Raw genomic sequence first — 17,851 nt, 5'->3', positions numbered from 1 at the left:
CGTGAACCGCCCGGCCACGCCACCGAATTACCCCGCCGGCCCGCGAACTCCGCGCACCACCCGCCCTGCCGTGCGGCGCGCCCCCGACCGCAGGCGTACGGAGGACTCCCGCACCCAGGCGGCCGCGGCACCCCGGCCGCGGGCGCGGGCGCGTTCCGCGCGGGTGGCGGCGAGGCGGGCGAAGAGGTCGTCGTAGCGCGGGACGATCGTCTCCGGGGTGAAGCGCGCGGCCTTGCGCAGGGCGGCCGCCGCCATGGCGTGGCGGGACGGCTCGTCCTCGATGAGGGCGGTCAGGGCGGCCGCCAGCGCCGTCGCGTCGCCGACCGGGAAGAGGCGGCCGTCCACGCCGTCGTCGATGATCTCGCCGGGCCCCAGCGGGCAGTCGGCGCTCACCACCGGTACGCCGCAGCTCATCGCCTCCACGATCGTCATCCCGAACGACTCCGCCTCGGACGAGACGGCGACGACCGACGCCTTCGCGAACTCCGGCTCGATCGGGGTGGCCACGCCCATCAGCCGGGCCGAGTCCGTGAGCCCGAGGCCGTCGATCCGGGCCTGCAGCGCGGCGCGTTCGGGGCCGGTGCCGTAGATCCGCAGGGACCAGTCCGGGTGCCGGGACGCCACCTGGGCGAAGGCGTCGACGAGCACGTCGTACCGCTTGCCCCGGGCCAGCCGGCCCGCCGCGGCGATCACCTTCTCCGTGCCGGGCGACGGGGCGGCGTCCGGCTTCGGCACGCTGTTCGGTACGGCGAGGACCTCGACGCCCGGCAGCGGCATCCTGCGGCGGTAGACGCGCGCGTCGGCCTCCGTCGTGGTGACCAGGGCGTCCAGCCGGCGGTAGAGCGGGGCCAGTTGTCCGCGCAGCCGCGGGCTGTGGGCGTCGTGGCTGAGGTGCTCCTGGCCGATGCGCAGCGCCGTCGGGGAGGCGAAGCGGGCCAGGTACGCGTTCGCGCCGGGGCGGGTGCCGATGAGGACGTCGGCGTCGCTGCCGCGCAGATACGCCTCCACGCGGGCGTCGGCGAGGCGGCTGTACTGGTGGTGGCGGATCTCCGCGGACGGGAACGCCGTCGACGGCTCGGCGGAGCGCGGGTCGCGCGCGTCGGCGCTGTCCTTACGGGCGTCCACCAGGTTCACCAGTGACACCCTCGGGTCGAGGGCGAAGTACGGGTCGCGGCGGTGCCGGCGCATCGAGACGATCTCCACCTGGTGGCGGTCGGCGAGCGCCGCGGCGAGGTTGAGCGTGGTGCGGTTGGTCCCGCCGATGCCGTAGACGTCGTGCAGCAGGAACGCGATCTTCACGTCGTGCCTTTCTGCCGGGCGTCCGGTGGGGGGTCCGGCGGATGCCGGGCGGAAGCACTGGTGAGGGCAGCGGCACGCGTACACCCCCGTGTAACTGGCACTCGGCTTGCCCCCCGTCGCCGACTGCCGGATGTCGCGCGGGCGCAATGGTGCGCAGAATAGGAGGACATCGGGAAGACTTATGAAGAAATCTCCTAAACCGGATGACTTCACTCCATCGAGCGTGCGTTCGCGTGCGAACGGCCGCCCGTGCGCCGGCGCGCCCCGCGGGCCGGGTCCGGTGAGCGGTGTCGGTGGCGGGTGAGAGGGTGGGCGGGTCGTCGTTGGTTCGCGGGAGGACGCTCGTATGGCCAGGATCCACAACACCACCGTCACGCCGACCAAGTTGGAGCTGCTCGCCGCGTGGCTGCCCCGGCAGCCCTGGCACGAGGGGGACGGCTCCGGGCTGCGGCGCGCCGGCGGGTTCCGGCTGGAGGACCCCGAGGGGGAGGTCGGGATCGAGTTCATGGTCGTCGGGAGCGGGGACGGGCACTACCTCGTCCCGATGAGCTATCGCGGAGCGCCGCTCGACGGCGCGGACGACGCGCTGATCGGCACGTCCGAGCACGGGGTGCTCGGCAAGCGGTGGGTGTACGACGCGGTGCGCGACCCGGTGGCGGTGGCCCAGCTCGTCGCCTTCATGCGGGGCGAGGCGCCCGCGCACTCGCAGCACCTGGACGGCGAGCTGGACCCCTCCGTGCACGGGAAGCTGGCGGCCGGCGCCCCCGTGGCGGACTTCCGCGCCGTGGACGGTCCCACCGGGACCGAGGTGACCGTGGAGCCCGGGGGCCCGACGCTGCGCGTCCACCGGCGGATCGCGCCCGGGACGGTCGACGAGGACGCCGTGGGACACGTGACGGCCGTCGTGGTGCGCGGTGAGGGGGAGCCGGGACGGGGCGTGTACGTGACGGCTCGCGCCTGAGCCGGAGCGGCAGCCCCGCAGCGGCGGCCGGCCGCCCTACCCGGCCGCCGTCAGCCGCTCCACGGCCCAGTCCAGCGCACCCGCCCCGTGTTCCAGGACGGAGATGTGCCCCTCCCCGGGGTGCAGCCGCAGCTCCGCCCCGGGGACGCGGGCCGCGAGCCACTCGGCGTGCGCCGACGGGATCACGCAGTCCGCGTCGCCGTGCACCAGCAGCACCGGCGCCTTCACCCCCGCCGGGTCGAAGCCCCAGGGCGACACGAACGCCAGATCGTCGTCGACCACCGGGCCCGGGCCCGACTCCACGGCCGGGCGCACCACCTTCTCGAACCACGACCACGTCCCCGCCAGCGCCGCGTGGTCCTCCGGCGTGAACATCCCCGGCTCGTACGCGGCCGTCGCCTCGTGCGCCTCCTTCGCCGCGCGCCCCGCCACCGCCGCCCGCAGCGACCCCTCGATCGACGGAGCCATCCCGCCGAACCAGTCCAGCCCCCGGGCCCCGTACGGCGCACCCCCCGACACGCTCACCGCCGCCGCCACCAGCTCCGGCAGCAGTGCCGCGCAGGCCAGGGCGTGCGGCCCGCCCCCGGAGTGCCCCATCACCGCGAAGCGCTCCAGCCCCAGGGCCTCGGCCACGGCGGCGGTGTCGGCGGCGGCCGAGGCGATGTCCCGTCCCGGACGCGGTGTCGAGCCGCCGTAACCGGGACGGTCGTACGACACCCAGCGCACGCCCTCGCGGAACAGGGGCTCCGGGGGCAGGCCGGTGTTCGGCGTGCCGTGATGCCAGAAGACGGTCAGCGGGCCGCCGCCCGTGTCGTACACCCGCAGTCGTCGTCCATCGTCCAGCCGGAGATCCATGCCCGGGACCGTAACGCCCGGCCCCGCCCATGGCCAGAGGCGACCGGGGCTCGACCTGAGCCGGAAACACACCCCGGATAGCCTGGCCGCATGCATCTGGACGACGTGACCGACATCCTCCGCGAAGCCGCGGACGCCGCCGTCACCCCGCGCTTCCGGGCCCTGGCCGCGGGTGACGTGGACGAGAAGGCGCCCGGCGAGGTCGTCACCGTCGCCGACCGGGAGGCCGAGGAGCTGATCGGCCGCCGGCTGCGCGCCCTGCTCGACGCGCCCGTCGTCGGCGAGGAGGCCGCGGCCGCCGACCCCTCCCTCGTACGGGCGCTGCGCGAGGCGGACGCCGCCTGGCTCGTCGACCCGCTCGACGGCACCGCCAACTTCGTGGCCGGCAGCCCGGAGCACGCCGTGATGGCCGCCCTCGTACGGCACGGCGAGACCGTCGCCGCCTGGATCGTGCAGCCCGCCACCGGCCGCGCGTACACCGCCGAACGCGGTGCCGGGGCCTGGTGCGACGGCGTGCGCCTGCGTCGCGCGCCCGGCGCGGCGGAGAAGCTGCGCGGCGACGCCCTCACCCGCTTCCTCGACCCGGACACCCGCGCGCACGTCGAGGCGGCCGCGCCGCACTTCGCGGAGCTCGGCGCGGGCAGCAAGTGCGCCGGCTTCGACTACCCGCGGCTGGCGGAGGGCGAGCGCGACTTCGTCCTCTTCCACCGCACGCTGCCCTGGGACCACGCTCCCGGCGCCCTGCTGCTGGCGGAGGCCGGCGGCGTCGTACGCCGGCCCGACGGCAGCGTGTACGGACCGGCCGACGACCGCACCGGGCTGCTGGCGGCGGCGGACGCGGAGAGCTGGCGGACCGTACGGGACCGGCTGCTGCCGGGGTCCCCGAGCGCCGCACCGGCCACGACGACGGCACGATAGGGGTCCCCGCGTGCCCTTCGCGACGAGCGCCGACGGCGTACGACTGCACTACGAGGTCCACGGCCACGGCGAGCCGCTGCTCCTGCTCGCCGGCCAGGCGAACAACCTGCACTGGTGGGACGCCGTCCGCGAGGAGTTCGACGACGGGTTCACCACGGTCGTCCTCGACTGGCGGGGCACCGGCCGCAGCGACCGCCCCGACACCGACTCGTACAGCACGCGCGGCTTCGCCGCCGACGCGGTGGCGGTGCTGGACCAGGCCGGCATCGGCCGCGCCCACGTCTACGGCACGTCGATGGGCGGCCGCGTCGCCCAGTGGCTGGCCGCCGACCATCCGGAGCGGGTCGGGCGGCTGGTGCTGGGCTGCACCTCGCCGGGCGCGCCGCACGGCGTGGAGCGGAGCAACGAGGTGCGGCAGTCGCTCGTCCAGCGGGACCAGACGGCGGCCATGCGGGCGCTCAAGGAGCTGATGTACACCCCGCGCTGGCTGGCGGAACACCCCGGCCACCACTTCCGCACCCTCGGCGACCCCACGATGGAGCCGTACGCGCGGCGCCGGCATCTGCTGGCCAGCGGCCGGCACGACGCCTGGGACGCGCTGCCGCTCATCACGGCCGAGACGCTGGTGGTGCACGGCACGGACGACGAGTTCAACCCGACGGCCAACGCGCCGCTGCTCGCCGGGCGGATCCCCGGCGCGCGGCTGCGGCTGGTCGAGGGCGCGCGGCACGCGTACTTCGAGGAGTTCGCGCAGGAGGCGACGCCGCTGGTGCTGAAGTTCCTGCAGGGCTGAAGTTCCGGCAGGACCCGGCCTGTTACGAACCGTTCCGGGCGTACGCCGGCTTCTCCGCCAGCCCCGACTCCGACTCGCCCCACGCCGTGACCTCGGCCGCGTCACCCACCGCGATCCGGCCGCCGCGCAGGACGGCGGCCTTCATGCCGAAGCTGACGCCGTTGTCGTACGCCGGCTCGCGGCGGTAGGTGGCCAGGGTGCGGACCGGCTCGGGGCCGGCGCGGCGGCCGGTGGCCTGGTCGACGAGGGGGACGCTGCAGCGGACCGCGATGACCGCGTACGCCAGCTCCGTGCCGCCGACCGTCAGCCGCCGGATCCGGTCCTCGACGTGCGGTTCGGCGGAGCCGGTGAGGACGATGTTCGGGCGGAAGCGGTCCATGGGGACGGGGGCCGCGTCGCCGCGCTCGGCGATCCGCGCGTTGAGGTGGGCGAGGGACGCGGTCGTGGTGACGAGGAGGGCGTGCGCGTCGCCGAAGTTGACCTTGCCGGGGGTCTCGCCCCAGCCGTCGCGGTCGAAGCCGGGCCGCACCCGCACCAGCCGGGACTTCGCGCCCAGCGCCTGCGAGAACCACTCCGCGGCCTCGTCGCCCTGGTCGACCGCCTCGCCCATGGCGCGCTTGAAGAGGGTCACCTCGCGCCGCTGTCCGTCGTACGCCACGGGGACCGTCACGGATCCCGCGCCGGGAGCGGACAGCCGCAGCGCGGCGCCGTCGTCCAGCACCTCGGCGGTGACGGCGGCCATCGCGGGCAGCCGGCGCTGGCTGCGGAAGGAGTCGTCGGCGGCGTCCACGACCATGAACGTCCGGTCGTGGGCCAGCCCCGCCACGCCCAGCTCCGCCGTCTCGACCCGTACGCCGCGGCAGCCCTTGACCGGGTAGTACGTCAGCTCCTGCACTGTCATCGTCATGACAGCCATCGTAGGGAACCCGCGGCTGGGCCATGATCGGTGCATGGCCTCCCCGGAGCAGCGCGCCCGTACCGCCCGCAGCCTCGCCGTGCTCGACGAACGCCTCACGCACTGCCGCGCGTGCCCGCGCCTGGTCGCCTGGCGGGAGGAGACGGCCCGCGTGAAGCGCCGCGCGTACGCCGACTGGGACTACTGGGGCCGCCCCGTCCCGGGCTTCGGTCCGCCGGACGCGGCGCTCGCGATCATCGGCCTGGCGCCGGCGGCGCACGGGGCGAACCGGACCGGGCGGATGTTCACCGGCGACCGCTCGGGGGACGTGCTGTACGCCGCGCTGCACGCGGAGGGCCTGGCCTCGCAGCCCACCTCGACGCACCGGGGCGACGGGCTGGAGCTGTACGGCGTACGGATCACCGCGCCCGTGCACTGCGCCCCGCCGGCCAACAGGCCCACCCCGCAGGAGCGCGACACCTGCCGTGCCTGGCTGACCGGCGAACTGCGGCTGCTGCGGCCCACGCTGCGGGCGGCGGTGGTGCTCGGCGCGTTCGGCTGGCAGGCGGCGCTCCCGGCACTGGCGGAGGCGGGCTGGGAGATCCCGCGCCCGCGGCCGGTGTTCGGCCACGGGGCGCACACGGTGCTCCCGGCGGCCGAGGGCCCGGACCTTCACCTGTTCGGGTGCTACCACGTCAGCCAGCAGAACACCTTCACCGGCCGCCTCACCCCCGCGATGCTGCGGGCCGTCCTGCGCGACGCGGCACGGGCCGCCGGCCTGCGCTGATGTCGTTCGGCCGGGTGACGGGCCACGCGTCGCGGCGGAATTGTCAGTGCCGGCCGGGACAATCGCGGCATGGACGAGGAGCTGTTCGAGGTGTACGGCGCGGTGGCGGGCCTGCTGCCGGCCGACGGCGTCTGGGAAGTGGTCGACCTGGACCGGAAGTTCTGGTCGACGCGGGCGGCCCGGGCCGCACAGCGGGAGGCGGACAGACGGGAGGTCGCGGCGATCGCCCGGGTGAGCGGGATGGCGGAGGGGCCGTAGCACTGATCGCACACGGCCCGCTCCCGCCCCTTTACGGGCCTCACGTCGCTCGGCCAAGGTGGATCTACGGATCTGGCGGGAGGCGGCGTGACGTCCTGGATCGGGATCGACGGTGGGCAGTCGGGGACTCGGCTGGTCACCTCCGACGGCCGTAGCGGGTGTGGGCGGGGGTTCGTGCACGGTGGGGATCCCGTCGGGGTCAATCTCGGGCTGATCCGGGAGGCACTCGGGGACGCGGGGGTGGGCGGGCCGTTCGAGACCGCCTGTCTCGGGCTCACCGGGATGCCCGGGGATCCCGTGCTGCGCGACGAGCTGGCCGCGGCGGTCGTCGAGCTGCTGGGGGTGCGGGAGTTGCGGCTGTCCGGCGACTGCGTCACCGCGCACGCCGGGGCGCTGCCCGGGGGGTACGGGGTGGTCGTCGCCGCCGGGACGGGGATGATCGCGTTCGCGCTGGGGGACCGCGTGTCGCACGTGGTGGACGGCGCCGGGTACCTCTTCGGGGACGACGGCGGCTGCTTCTCCATCGGCCGCGCCGCCGTGGCCGCGGCCGTCCGGGCCGCCGACGGCCGCGGTCCGGCCACCAAGCTCGAGGTCCCGGACCTCGCCGGCCTCTACACCTCGCCCGCGGCCGTGGCCGAGGTCGCCGCGCTGACCCCGCACGTCTTCGCCGTCGCCGCCGAGGGGGACGCCGTGGCCCGGTCGATCGTCGACTGGGCGGTCGACCAGCTCGCGCACACGATCACCATCGCCGTACGCACCCTGCCGGCCGGCGAGGTCCCCGTGGCGTACACCGGCGGGCTGTTCCGGGCGGGGGAGCAGCTGCTCGCCCCGCTGCGCGCCGCCGTCGCCGTACGCGCCCCGCAGGCCCGGCTCCTCCCGGCGGCGGGCCCGCCGCTGGCCGGCGCGGCACGGCTCGCCTCGGGTCCGCTCGGGCCGTACGAGAACGCGGTGCAGGTATACGGGAGGGGGCGCTGATGACCGTTCCCCCCGCCGGCCTCCTGCCCCCGCACGCGCTGATCGTCTCCTGCCAGGCCCGCCCCGGACACCCCCTGCACGGTCCCGGACCCATGGCGCTGATGGCCCGCGCCGCCGCCGCGGGCGGGGCCGCCGCGATCCGGGCCGAGGGGGCCGCCGACATCCGCGCCATCCGGGCGGAGACCGCGCTGCCTCTCGTCGGGCTGCGCAAACAGGGCGATCCGTCAGGGGTGTTCATCACGCCCACCTTCGAGACCGCCGCCGAGGTCGTACGAGCCGGGGCGACCCTCGTCGCCCTCGACGCGACGGACCGGCCCCGGCCTGGCGGCGTCACGCCCGCCGGCCTCATCCGCCGGATCCGGAGCGAACTCGGCGTCCCCGTCGTCGCGGACGTCGACTCCCTCGCGGCCGGCCGGGCCGCCGCCGGCGCCGGCGCCGACTACGTGGCCACCACGCTCTCCGGCTACACCGGCGGCGGCCCCGCCCCCGACGGACCCGACCTGGAGCTGGTCGGCCGCCTCGCCGCGACCACCGGCCGCCCCGTGATCGCCGAGGGCCGCTACCGCACCCCCGACGACGTACGCCGGGCGCGCGAGGCGGGGGCGTACGCGGTGGTCGTGGGGCAGGCGATCACGGACCCGATGGCGATGACCGGGCGGCTGGCGGCGGCGCTCGGGACGACGACCGACGAGAGGCCGGGCACATGACCCTGTACGCGGCGGCCGTGACGGCCGACATCACGCCCCCGCCCGGGCATCTGCTGGGCGGTTACGTCGCGCGGACCGGGCCCGCGACCGGCACGGCCGACCCCCTGCGGGCCACGCTCGTCTGGCTGTCCGGCGACGCGGACCCGGGGGTGCTGTGGCTCACCGTGGACGCGGTCGCCGTCGACACCGGGCTGGCCGCCCGCCTGGCGGTGGCCGCGGCCCGCGCCGCCGCGATCCCCGCCGAGCGGGTCCTGGTGTGCGCCTCGCACACGCACGCCGCGCCGGTGGGCTGGGCGGGCGAGATCTCCCCCAGCGTCCCCGGGGTGCGGGAGCCGGAGCTGGAGACAGCGCTGGCGGACGCCGTGGCGTACGCGGCAGCCGCGCTGCCCGCGGCCCGCGTCCCGGCGCGGCTGACGTGGACGGTCGTCGACGCCCCCGGCGTGGGCGCGAACCGGCACCGGGCGGACGGCCCGCACGACACCACCACCGGCGTGCTGGCGGTGTACGCGGCGGAGGGACCGGCCTCCGACGCGGCGGAGGGACCCGCCCCCGACCCGGCACAGGCACCCGCCCCCGACGCGGCCGAAGCACCCACCCCCGACCGCCCCCTCGCCCTCCTCCTCGACCACGCCAGCCACCCCACCGTCCTCGGCCCCGACAACCTCCGCTACTCCGCCGACTGGCCCGGCGCCGCCCGCCGGGCGCTCGCCGCGGCGCTCGGCGGCTGTCACGTCGCGTTCCTCCAGGGCGCGGCGGGCGACGCCAGCCCCCGCTTCGTCCGCCGCGGGCGCGACGCCGCCGAGCTGGACCGGATCGGCGGACTGCTCGCCGCCCCCGTGCTGCACGCGCTGCGCGCCGCCCGCCCGCTGCCGGACGCCGTCCCCGCGCTGCGCCGCTCGACGGCCGCCGTCCCCGTACGCCGCCTCCCCGAACCGGCCGAGGCCGCGCGGACGGTGGCCCGGGCCCGTACCGACCTGGCCGCCGTCGCGGACGCCGACTCCCCCGGGGCGCGCCTGGCACGTACGACGCTGGAGGGCGCCGAGACCGTCGAGCGGCTGCGCGCCGCCGCCCTCCCCGCCGAACTGACGCTCCCGGTCGGCGTGGTGACGCTCGCGGGCGGGCCGTCCTGGCTCCACCTCCCGGTCGAGCTGTTCGCGTCCCTGGGCCTGCGGCTGCGCGGCGGCGACCCGCACACCCGCGTGATCGGCTATACGGACGGCTACTTCGGCTACGTCGCGGACGCGGACGGCGTTACGGCCGGCTGCTACGAGTCGCTGACCAGCTACTTCGACACGGCGGGCGCCGAGGCCCTGCTCGGCGCGGCGGACGACGCCCTCACGGCCGCCCGGAGCCGCCGCTAGCGACCAGCCCCGGCACCTCGCGCGGATGCCCCGCGCGCGCGTGCCCGGGGACGTGCGGCACCTCCGCGTCCCATGCGGCGTGCACCGGGCGGGCGCCCGCGGCGGTGGCACAGTCGAGGTCGGCGACCGTGTCCCCGACGTACGCCGTGCGTTCCGCGGGGACGCCGAGGGCGGCGCACGCCTGGTGCAGTCCGTCGGCGGCGGGCTTCTGGCGGGGGACGTCGTCACCGGTGACGACCACGGGGAAGTACGCGTCGAGGCCGGTCATCCCCAGCGACCGCCGCGCGCCGACCCGGGACGCGCCGGTGTAGACGGCGAGCGGCAGACCGCCCGCCCGCAGGGTGTCCAGCATGGCGACGACGCCGGGGAAGGGCTCGACCGCCGTCGCCCGCGACCGGAACTCCGCCCGGTGCCGCTCCAGCTCCTCCGGCGTGATCGCTCGGCCCAGGAAGTGGGCCAGCACCGCGGGGGCGGTACCCAGCCGGAACGCGCCCTGGATCTGCTCCCGGGTGACCTCGGGCCCGCCGAGTCCGCGCAGCGTCGCCGCGTAGGTGCTGAGCACCAGCGGCATCGTGTCGACGAGCGTCCCATCCATGTCGAACACCACGGCCTTCATGTACCGGACGCTAACAGGAGACGGAATTGTCAGTGCCGGGTGGCAAGCTGCGGGACATGGGAAACGAGGCGCTGCGGGTGCAGGAGACGGTTCGGCTGCGGGACGTCGAGGAGGCGGATCTGGAGTTCTTCTACGCGCACGAGCACGACCCGGAGAACGTGCGGCGGTCGAAGTTCCAGCCGCGCGGGCGCGAGCAGTTCATGACGCACTGGCGGACGAGGATCCTGGGCGACCCCGCGGTCTTCGTGCAGACGGCGCTGGTCGACGGGGCGGTCGCGGGCGGCGCGGTCGCCTGGTGGGAGGGCGAGCGGCGGTTCATCGGCTATGTCTTCGGCCGCGAGTTCTGGGGGCGCGGCATCGGCACGAAGGTGCTGCGGCAGTTCCTGCTGCTGGAGCAGACACGGCCGCTGTACGCCGATCCGTACGCGGGGAACACCGGCTCGTGCCGGCTGCTGGAGAAGATGGGCTTCAAGCGGGGCGAGACGGTGCTGCACGGGGACAACGCGCACCTGATGTACACGCTGCGGTCCTGACCGCCCGCGTCCGGTCGGTCACCCGCAGACAGACCGGACGCGGATGTCACAGGCGCCCAGTACCGTCGTAGACATGTGCCGGAGTATCAAGACCCTGCGCCCCCCGTTCGAGGAGTCCGTCACCGAGGACGACATGCGGGCGGCCGCGCTGCAGTACGTGCGGAAGATCTCGGGCTTCCGCCGACCCGCCGCGCACAACGCGGACGCCTTCGACGAGGCCGTCGAGGAGGTCGCGGCCGCCACGGAGAAGCTGCTGGCCGCGCTGGTGGTGCGGGGGCAGTAGCAGGCCCCTCGGTCTTCACCGGCCCGGGCCGCCGGTGACGCGGCTTCGTACGCCGTCGGAAAGAATCCCCTCCCCGCTGTAACGCAACCGCGCACCCGTCGCGTCAACGGGATAGAGCGGCGACAGAGGGGAGCATTGATGGGGGCGGCACAGGAACAGGAGTATCTGGAGTTCGCGTCGGCACGCGCCGGGCAGCTCTACAGATCTGCCTGTCTGCTCACCGGAGGCGACACCCACCGGGCGGAGGACCTGGTCCAGGAGACGCTGGGCCGGATGTTCGTCAACTGGCGAAAGATCAGCCGCGGGGTCGACAACCCCGCCGGCTACGCGCAGACCGTGCTGGTACGCACCTTCCTCACCCAGCAGCGGCGGCGCAGCAGCACGGAGCGGCCGACGGGGGAGTTCCCCGATCTGCCGGAGGCCCGGGCGGGCGACCCCTCGCTCCGGATCACCCTGCTCGGTGCGCTCGCCGGGCTCGCGCCCAAGGACCGCGCGGTGCTCGTGCTGCGGTACTGGGAGGACCGGAGCGTCGCGGAGACGGCCGGAGCGATGCAGGTGAGCGAGAACGCGGTCCGCACCCGGTGTGTGCGAGCGCTGGAGAAGCTGCGCTCCTCACTCGGCGGGAACCTCGCGGAGTACGCGGCCTGACGGCCGAAGACCCAGCCCCCGGGCCTTGTTGAGCGCGCCCGGACCCGAGACCAGAAGTGGAAGTGAGACCAGCCATGTCCCAGTCGGAACTGGAAGACGAGTTCGCGGCCGGCCTCCGGCAGACAGTGACGCAGGTGGTGCCCGGCCAGGCACCGCCCGACCTGGTGGGCCGGGGCCTCAAGCGCGGCAAGCAGCTGCGCCGGCGCCGCAATGCGGGGATCGCCGTGGTCGCGGCCCTCGCGGTCGGCGGGGTGGGGATGACCACCCAGCTGCTGCTCGGCGGCGCGGACGGCGGTACCGCGTCCCCCGCGGCGGGCGGCAAGCCGTCCGGCGGGAGCAAGACCAAGACCACGCCCAGCACCGGGGACAACCCGGTTCAGGGCAACACGATCAGCGCGGAGAAGTTCGTGGCCCTGGCCACGGCGCAGCTCCGCTCGGTGGACAAGCTCGGGGCCGACGTCGAGGTCACGGCGCCGTTCTCGCGCGGCACGGAGACGGACGAACAGGGCCTCGCCGGAGCCCCGTTTGCGAACCTGGTGTACGACGACGGCGGCGGCAAGGCGATGGTCTCCTTCAGCATCGGCGCCGCCGGCGGGCCGGGCGAGATGCAGTGCCCCGACAAGGCGCTGAACAGGTTCGACTCCTGCGACGTCAGCAAGGTGCCCGGCGGCGACCTCATGCTCTTCAAGGGCTACGAATATCCGGACCAGCGCCCCGGCCCCCGGGTCTGGTACGCCAACCTCATCACCAAGGACGGGGCGAACGTGATGATCTCGGCGTACAACTCGCCTGAGGAGAAGGGCGCCGAGAACACCCGCGACGAACCCTCGCTGACCCTCTCCCAGCTCAAGACCCTGGCCCTGTCCAGCGCCTGGGACTCGGTGATCGCGGACGTGCAGGCCGGGCAGACGGACACGGCCGGCAAGCCGGGCGCGGTGACCGAGGAGGAGACGGGCGTCCGGCAGTCCGCGATGCTCAAGGCGTTCGTCCCGCTGCTCCCGGAGGGCATGAACATCATCCGGGCGGGCCAGGGCCAGCCGGGCTATGTCCCCATCAAGCTCGACGACGGCCACGGCGTCTCCCTCGTCGAGATCAACGTCCAGCAGATCGAGAAGTCGACCGCGGGCAAGGACGAGGAGCACCCCACGGACGGCGGCAAGGACCGCTACGCGGACGCCCAGGTCCTCGACGACGGCACCAAGGTCCTGATCGAGCAGGGTCCCGCCGAGAAGGGCGGCGACGGCGTGCAGCGCTGGGTCGTGGACGTCCTGCACCCGGACGGCCGCCGTATCGTCCTGGCGATGTCCAACACCGACGCGGTGTACAAGGACGCCACCCGTGACGACATGCCGCTGACCATCGACCAGCTGAAGGAGATCGCGCTCAGCGGCAGCTGGCTCAAGCTGTAGCCCCGCCGCCCCGCGTCCGACAGCCTGTGGATCACCACCCGGTGATCCACAGGCTGTTGACGGTGAACGCGACCACGCCCTGCACCGCCAGCCACCACCGCGACCCCGCGCGCGGCAGCAGCGCGCACGCCGGCAGCAGCCACAGCGTGAACGGCAGCCAGATGCGCTCCGTCTCCGCCTTGCTCATCCCGGACAGATCGGCGACCAGGATCGCGAGTACGGCGGAGAGCACCACCGCGACCACCGCGTCCGGGGGCCGGCGCAGACCGCCCGCCCCCGCCCGTACGACGGCGACCACCGCCCGCCGCACGCCCGCGAGCGAGGCGAGCCCCGCACTGGCCACCACGCACGCGAGGTTGGCCCACACGAAGTAGCCGTACGGGCGGTAGCCCGCCGCCCCCGCGTAGTACCGCTCGTGCAGCACCCGGTAGCCCTCCACCCACCAGAACCCGCCCGCCGTGAAACCCGCCACGACCACGGCCGCCCCCGCGAGCACCCACCCCACCGGCCGCAGCGTCCCCGCCGCCCACAGCACCCCGAGCGCGGGCAGGGCCAGCAGCGCCAGCCCGTACGACAGGTACAGGCACCACCCCAGCAGCAGCCCCGCCCCCAGCCCCGCGAGCCACGGCCACCGCACCGCCCGCCCCGCGGCGAGGGCGAGCAGCGCCAGCGCCCAGGCCCCGGCGGCCGCGAAGTAGCCGTCCGCCGAGACGCCCGCCCACACCGCCCACGGCGCGAGGACCACGAAGGGCGCCGCCCGCCGTGCGAGGGCCTCGGCGCCCAGCGCCCGCAGCGCCACCAGCACCGCGACCGCCGCCGACCCGGCCGCCGTCAGCACGAACACCACCGCCCACAGACCGCCGCCGAGCCCGATCCGGTCCAGGGCGACGAGCGTGAGCATCATGCCCGGCGGATGTCCTGCGATGTGGACGGGCCAGTTGTCGGGGGCGGAGTCGAAGGGGATGTAGTCGGTGAAGGTGCGCAGGGCGGCGCCCACGTCCTGCCAGCGTCCGAGCCCGTCGCTCAGATACTCGCTGCCGGTGGTGAGCTGGCCGGCCACACCCCTGTCCCAGCCGTCGATCAGCGCCAGCGACCACAGCCAGGCCAGGGACGCGGCCCACACCGCGGCCAGCAGCGCCCGCCAGCCCAGCCGCGCGGCCGGCGCGGGCCCGTAGACGACCACGGCGAAGCCGACCAGCGCCGCGGCCGCGGTGCCCGGCCCGGTGTGCGGGGACCACCGGGCGAGCAGCGGCGGCCAGTCCAGCAGCAGCGGGTGTACGCCGTCCCCGCCGGCCATGAGGGCCGCGCCGACGACGGCGGCCAGCGCGAAGAGGGCGAGGCCGGCGAGCGCGGTCAGTACGTCGGCGCGGGTGCCGGACCGGACGGCAGCCCGGTTCGTCCGGTTTGCGGTGAGCACGTGCCCACACTAGGCCGACTGGATCACCTGGGACGGCGCCGCCGGGCTGACGTCACGCTTTCGTCAGGTGTCACGCCGCCGGCGAGGGGGCCGCCCGGGCCTACCGTCGCAGTCATGGACGAAGCGAAGCCGCGCACCGGAGCCGTCAGGGATGCCGCGTCGCGGGTCGCGGCGCGGGTCGCGGCGCGTGTCGCAGTGCTCACCAGGCGGCCGCCCCCGGGCCCGTTCCGGCCGGAGTTCTGGCGCAGTCCGCTGCGCGGACCCCGGTTCACCGCGCTGATGGGGCTGGTCCTGCTGGTGGGGATGCCGCTGCTGTTCGTCACCGGGCTGCTGTCGTACGCCGCCTACAACCCGGATCTCGGCGGGGGCAACGACCACACGCCCGACAAGGGCCTGCTGGGCTTCTGGCTGTTCCCCTGGCCGACCGGCCCGTCCTGGCTCTACCAGGTCAACCAGGGGGTGCACGTCATCGGCGGCTTCGTGCTGGTCCCGGTGGTGCTGGCCAAGCTCTGGTCGGTGATCCCGAAGCTGTTCGAGTGGCCGCCGGCGAAGTCGGTGCTGCACGCGCTGGACCGGGTCTCGCTGCTCCTGCTCGTCGGCAGCACCCTCTTCCAGTTCGCCACCGGTGTGCTGGACACGCAGCTGGCGTACCTCTTCCCCGGCAGCTTCTACCGGCTCCACTTCTACGGCGCCTGGGTGTTCTTCGCGGCGCTCGTCGTCCATGTCACCACCCGTTTCGCCAAGATGCGCCGGGGGCTGCACGGCGAGGGGGGCGAGGACCTGAAGGCGCGGAACCCCGCTCCCCCCACCATCTCCCGGCGCGGTGCGGTCGCCCTGGTCGGCGCCGGATCGCTCACCCTGTTCGCCCTCACCGTCGGCCAGGTCATCGGCGGCCCGCTGCGGCGCACGGCCCTGCTCGCGCCGCGCGGCGGGGCCGATCCGGGGCCTGGAGAGAACGGCTTCCAGGTCAACAAGCCCGCCTCCCTGCGCGGGATCACCGCCGAGGAGACCGGCGAGAGGTGGCGGCTGCGGATCCTCGGCCCGGGCGGCCGCGAGGCGAGCCTGAGCCGGGACGAGCTGCTCGCCCTGCCGCAGACCCGCGCGCGGCTGGCCATCGACTGCGTCGAGGGCTGGTCCACCGGGGACCAGGACTGGAGCGGGGTGCGGCTCGCGGAGCTGGCGCGGCTGGTGGACGCGGAACCCGACGACATGTTCGTCGAGTCCCTGCAGCGGTCCGGCGCCTTCCGCGCCGTGTACCTGCGCGCCAACCAGGTGCGCGATCCGCTCTCCCTGCTCGCGCTGAACGTGAACGGCGCGCCGCTCTCCGCCGACCACGGCTATCCGGCGCGCGTCGTCGTACCGAACAACCCCGGTGTGCACCAGACGAAATGGGTGGCACGGCTGACGCTCGGGAGGCCGGCGTGAGGTACGTACTCCTGCTCGCGTCCTTCGCCCTGACCGGGTACGCGGGCGTCCGGCTGCTGGAGGACGACTGGTTCGCCGTCGCGCTGTGGTTCGTGGGCGCGGCGGTGCTCCACGACCTGGTCCTGCTGCCGCTGTACACCGCCCTCGACCGGGGCGCGCAGCAGGCGCTGGGGCCGGGACGCGTCAACTACGTGCGGGTGCCGGCGGTGCTGTCCGGGCTGCTGCTGCTCGTCTTCTTCCCGCTGGTGCTGCGGGTGAGCGACTACTACGAACGGGCCACGCTGCACGACATCGATGTCTATCTGGCCCGCTGGCTGTGGATCACGGCGGCGCTGTTCGCGCTGTCGGCCGTGGTGTTCGCGGTACGGAGGACCGGGCGCCGGCCCTTCCGCCACCGGCCCTTCCGCCACCGGCCGTTCAGCCGCCGTCCCGCCGCAGCCCGACGAAGCTCCGCGCCCCGCTCGTCCAGCTCCACCCCGCCGGACTGACCCACCCGGCCTCGACGGCGTACCGCACCAGCGCGGCCGCCCCCACCCGCGCCCAGGGGAACGACGGCCCCCGGGCGTCGGCCCCCGACCCGTCCGACACGTGCACCCGCACCCGCTCGTCCACGTCGTACGACAGCACCTCGACCAGACACCGCCCGCCCGGTCCGACCAGTCCGGCCGCCCGCGCCAGCAGGGCGGCCGGGTCGCCGCCGATGCCGATGTTGCCGTCCATCAGCAGCGTCGTCCCCCAACGCCCCTCGCCCGGCAGCGGGTCGAAGACCGACCGCCGCAGCGCACTCGCGCCCGTCGCCTGGGTGCGGGCCACCGCGACGGCGCTCACGTCGATGCCCAGCGCCGGGCGTCCCAGCTGGGCCAGCGCGGCGACCAGCCGTCCCGGCCCGCAGCCGATGTCGAGGACCGAGCCCGCGCAGCGGCTGAGCACCGACCAGTCGGCGGCGTCCGGCAGCCCGCACCAGCGCTCCACGTCCAGCGGCAGCAGCCAGCCGTCCGCGCGCCGCAGGAACAGCGGTCCGCGTCCGGTGCGCAGCGCCTCGGCGTACGGCTGCGCGGTGTCGCTCCAGGGCGCCGAGTCGGCCGGCGCGGGCGTCATACCCGGCTCCCGGAGCGCCGCGCGGCGCCCAGTTCGCGTGCGGCGGCGGCGAACGCGCCCTCCGGCGGGGCGGACGCGGCGACGAGCGGCACGTCCGGCGGGGTGTCCACGTCGCGCAGCGGGGCCAGATCGGCGATCCGCAGGCCCGCGTCGGCCAGCCGCCGCCGCTGGACGGCCCCGGTGTGGGAGACGGACATCGGCACGCCGAGCAGCAGCGCGGGATCGGGCGCCGCCAGCCCCAGCGCCCAGAAGCCGCCGTCGAGCGCCGGCCCGAAGTACGCGTCCGCCCGCGCCCAGGCGCCGGGCCCGGTCGCGGGGGCCAGCAGCTCGGGGCGAACCTGCGGGGTGTCCATGCCGATGAGCAGCGCGGGCCCGTCGGCCGCGGCGAACGCCGCCGCCAGCCGTACGTCCAGCGCGCCGTCGCACTGCGGTACGACGTCGTACCCGGGCGGCAGCCAGTCGCCGGGGCACCCGTCCAGCACCAGCACCCGGCGCCGGGCCGGTACGGCGAGACCCGCCGCCAGGGTGTCGGCGAGCGCGGCGCGGGCGAGGGCGGCGGCCTCCTCGGGGGAGTAGGCGGGGGTCAGCCGGGTCTTGACGCGGCCGGGGCGGG

General features: G+C 75.4%; 21 protein-coding genes. 14 read left to right on the top strand and 7 right to left on the bottom strand.

What is annotated here, in order from left to right; genetic code table 11:
- Nucleotides 1-27: 27 nt before the first annotated feature.
- On the bottom strand, nucleotides 28-1,299 hold the full coding sequence (locus tag AB0M28_RS26390) for a glycosyltransferase family 4 protein (RefSeq protein ID WP_365409852.1): 1,272 nt from the start codon (nucleotides 1,297-1,299) through the stop codon (nucleotides 28-30).
- Nucleotides 1,300-1,645: 346 nt separating this feature from the next.
- On the opposite strand from AB0M28_RS26390, the gene AB0M28_RS26385 reads away from it, so the two are divergent.
- Nucleotides 1,646-2,260, top strand: a complete 615-nt coding sequence (locus AB0M28_RS26385; RefSeq protein WP_365409849.1) for a 1,4-alpha-glucan branching protein — start codon at nucleotides 1,646-1,648, stop codon at nucleotides 2,258-2,260.
- Between the two features lie 36 nt (nucleotides 2,261-2,296).
- Here the strand turns inward: AB0M28_RS26385 and AB0M28_RS26380 are convergent, their stop codons facing one another.
- Nucleotides 2,297-3,115 (bottom strand): alpha/beta hydrolase, encoded by an 819-nt coding sequence (locus tag AB0M28_RS26380; RefSeq protein ID WP_365409846.1) that lies wholly within the window; start codon nucleotides 3,113-3,115, stop codon nucleotides 2,297-2,299.
- A gap of 90 nt (nucleotides 3,116-3,205) precedes the next feature.
- On the opposite strand from AB0M28_RS26380, the gene AB0M28_RS26375 reads away from it, so the two are divergent.
- Entirely contained in the window at nucleotides 3,206-4,033 is an 828-nt protein-coding gene (locus tag AB0M28_RS26375; RefSeq protein ID WP_365409843.1) for an inositol monophosphatase, read from the top strand.
- Nucleotides 4,034-4,043: 10 nt separating this feature from the next.
- Nucleotides 4,044-4,826 (top strand): alpha/beta fold hydrolase, encoded by a 783-nt coding sequence (locus tag AB0M28_RS26370; RefSeq protein ID WP_365409841.1) that lies wholly within the window; start codon nucleotides 4,044-4,046, stop codon nucleotides 4,824-4,826.
- 22 nt (nucleotides 4,827-4,848) lie between these two features.
- Here AB0M28_RS26370 and AB0M28_RS26365 read toward each other — a convergent pair whose 3' ends face one another.
- Nucleotides 4,849-5,733, bottom strand: a complete 885-nt coding sequence (locus AB0M28_RS26365) for an MOSC N-terminal beta barrel domain-containing protein (protein WP_365409838.1) — start codon at nucleotides 5,731-5,733, stop codon at nucleotides 4,849-4,851.
- A 43-nt stretch (nucleotides 5,734-5,776) separates the two neighbouring features.
- Between AB0M28_RS26365 and AB0M28_RS26360 the strand changes: the two genes are divergently transcribed.
- The 5 genes from AB0M28_RS26360 (at nucleotide 5,777) to AB0M28_RS26340 (ending at nucleotide 9,809) form a co-directional block, all read left to right on the top strand.
- Nucleotides 5,777-6,508 carry a uracil-DNA glycosylase gene (locus tag AB0M28_RS26360; protein ID WP_365409902.1) on the top strand — a complete coding sequence of 244 codons (732 nt, stop codon included), beginning with the start codon at nucleotides 5,777-5,779 and terminating at the stop codon, nucleotides 6,506-6,508.
- Between the two features lie 69 nt (nucleotides 6,509-6,577).
- Nucleotides 6,578-6,766 (top strand): hypothetical protein, encoded by a 189-nt coding sequence (locus AB0M28_RS26355; protein WP_365409835.1) that lies wholly within the window; start codon nucleotides 6,578-6,580, stop codon nucleotides 6,764-6,766.
- 87 nt (nucleotides 6,767-6,853) lie between these two features.
- Complete coding sequence (locus tag AB0M28_RS26350) at nucleotides 6,854-7,741, top strand: BadF/BadG/BcrA/BcrD ATPase family protein (protein WP_365409832.1); 888 nt, start codon at nucleotides 6,854-6,856, stop codon at nucleotides 7,739-7,741.
- A complete protein-coding gene (locus AB0M28_RS26345; protein WP_365409829.1) occupies nucleotides 7,741-8,448 on the top strand; it encodes a putative N-acetylmannosamine-6-phosphate 2-epimerase in 708 nt (235 codons plus the stop codon). Before AB0M28_RS26350 ends, AB0M28_RS26345 begins: the two co-directional genes overlap by 1 nt.
- Complete coding sequence (locus AB0M28_RS26340) at nucleotides 8,445-9,809, top strand: hypothetical protein (protein ID WP_365409826.1); 1,365 nt, start codon at nucleotides 8,445-8,447, stop codon at nucleotides 9,807-9,809. Before AB0M28_RS26345 ends, AB0M28_RS26340 begins: the two co-directional genes overlap by 4 nt.
- Here the strand turns inward: AB0M28_RS26340 and AB0M28_RS26335 are convergent.
- Nucleotides 9,784-10,425 (bottom strand): HAD-IA family hydrolase, encoded by a 642-nt coding sequence (locus AB0M28_RS26335; RefSeq protein ID WP_365409824.1) that lies wholly within the window; start codon nucleotides 10,423-10,425, stop codon nucleotides 9,784-9,786. The genes AB0M28_RS26340 and AB0M28_RS26335 overlap by 26 nt on opposite strands.
- A gap of 56 nt (nucleotides 10,426-10,481) precedes the next feature.
- Between AB0M28_RS26335 and AB0M28_RS26330 the strand changes: the two genes are divergently transcribed.
- From AB0M28_RS26330 to AB0M28_RS26315, 4 genes are all read left to right on the top strand, one after another.
- Nucleotides 10,482-10,958 carry a GNAT family N-acetyltransferase gene (locus tag AB0M28_RS26330; RefSeq protein ID WP_365409899.1) on the top strand — a complete coding sequence of 159 codons (477 nt, stop codon included), beginning with the start codon at nucleotides 10,482-10,484 and terminating at the stop codon, nucleotides 10,956-10,958.
- A 73-nt stretch (nucleotides 10,959-11,031) separates the two neighbouring features.
- Nucleotides 11,032-11,241, top strand: a complete 210-nt coding sequence (locus AB0M28_RS26325; RefSeq protein WP_365409822.1) for a DUF2277 domain-containing protein — start codon at nucleotides 11,032-11,034, stop codon at nucleotides 11,239-11,241.
- Between the two features lie 138 nt (nucleotides 11,242-11,379).
- Nucleotides 11,380-11,889 (top strand): SigE family RNA polymerase sigma factor, encoded by a 510-nt coding sequence (locus AB0M28_RS26320; RefSeq protein WP_365409819.1) that lies wholly within the window; start codon nucleotides 11,380-11,382, stop codon nucleotides 11,887-11,889.
- Nucleotides 11,890-11,963: 74 nt separating this feature from the next.
- Nucleotides 11,964-13,298 (top strand): hypothetical protein, encoded by a 1,335-nt coding sequence (locus AB0M28_RS26315; RefSeq protein WP_365409816.1) that lies wholly within the window; start codon nucleotides 11,964-11,966, stop codon nucleotides 13,296-13,298.
- Nucleotides 13,299-13,329: 31 nt separating this feature from the next.
- Here the strand turns inward: AB0M28_RS26315 and AB0M28_RS26310 are convergent, their stop codons facing one another.
- A complete protein-coding gene (locus AB0M28_RS26310) occupies nucleotides 13,330-14,715 on the bottom strand; it encodes a hypothetical protein (RefSeq protein ID WP_365409813.1) in 1,386 nt (461 codons plus the stop codon).
- A 114-nt stretch (nucleotides 14,716-14,829) separates the two neighbouring features.
- Between AB0M28_RS26310 and AB0M28_RS26305 the strand changes: the two genes are divergently transcribed.
- On the top strand, nucleotides 14,830-16,140 hold the full coding sequence (locus tag AB0M28_RS26305; RefSeq protein ID WP_365409810.1) for a molybdopterin-dependent oxidoreductase: 1,311 nt from the start codon (nucleotides 14,830-14,832) through the stop codon (nucleotides 16,138-16,140).
- On the top strand, nucleotides 16,104-16,628 hold the full coding sequence (locus AB0M28_RS26300) for a hypothetical protein (protein ID WP_365409807.1): 525 nt from the start codon (nucleotides 16,104-16,106) through the stop codon (nucleotides 16,626-16,628). The genes AB0M28_RS26305 and AB0M28_RS26300 overlap by 37 nt, the downstream gene beginning before the upstream one ends.
- On the opposite strand, the gene AB0M28_RS26295 is transcribed toward AB0M28_RS26300, so the two are convergent.
- Nucleotides 16,558-17,238: a class I SAM-dependent methyltransferase gene (locus tag AB0M28_RS26295; protein WP_365409804.1), complete on the bottom strand. Its 681-nt coding sequence runs from the start codon at nucleotides 17,236-17,238 to the stop codon at nucleotides 16,558-16,560. The two genes, AB0M28_RS26300 and AB0M28_RS26295, sit on opposite strands and share 71 nt — an antisense overlap.
- Nucleotides 17,235-17,851: DUF2064 domain-containing protein (locus AB0M28_RS26290; protein WP_365409801.1), on the bottom strand; the 617-nt coding region annotated here is incomplete at its 5' end. The genes AB0M28_RS26295 and AB0M28_RS26290, both read right to left, overlap by 4 nt.

It is taken from the genome of Streptomyces sp. NPDC051940 (genome assembly GCF_040680895.1).
Classification (GTDB): Bacteria; Actinomycetota; Actinomycetes; order Streptomycetales; family Streptomycetaceae; genus Streptomyces.
The sequence above is the reverse complement of the archived record's forward strand: the minus strand, read 5'-3'. Positions and strand labels throughout refer to the sequence as shown.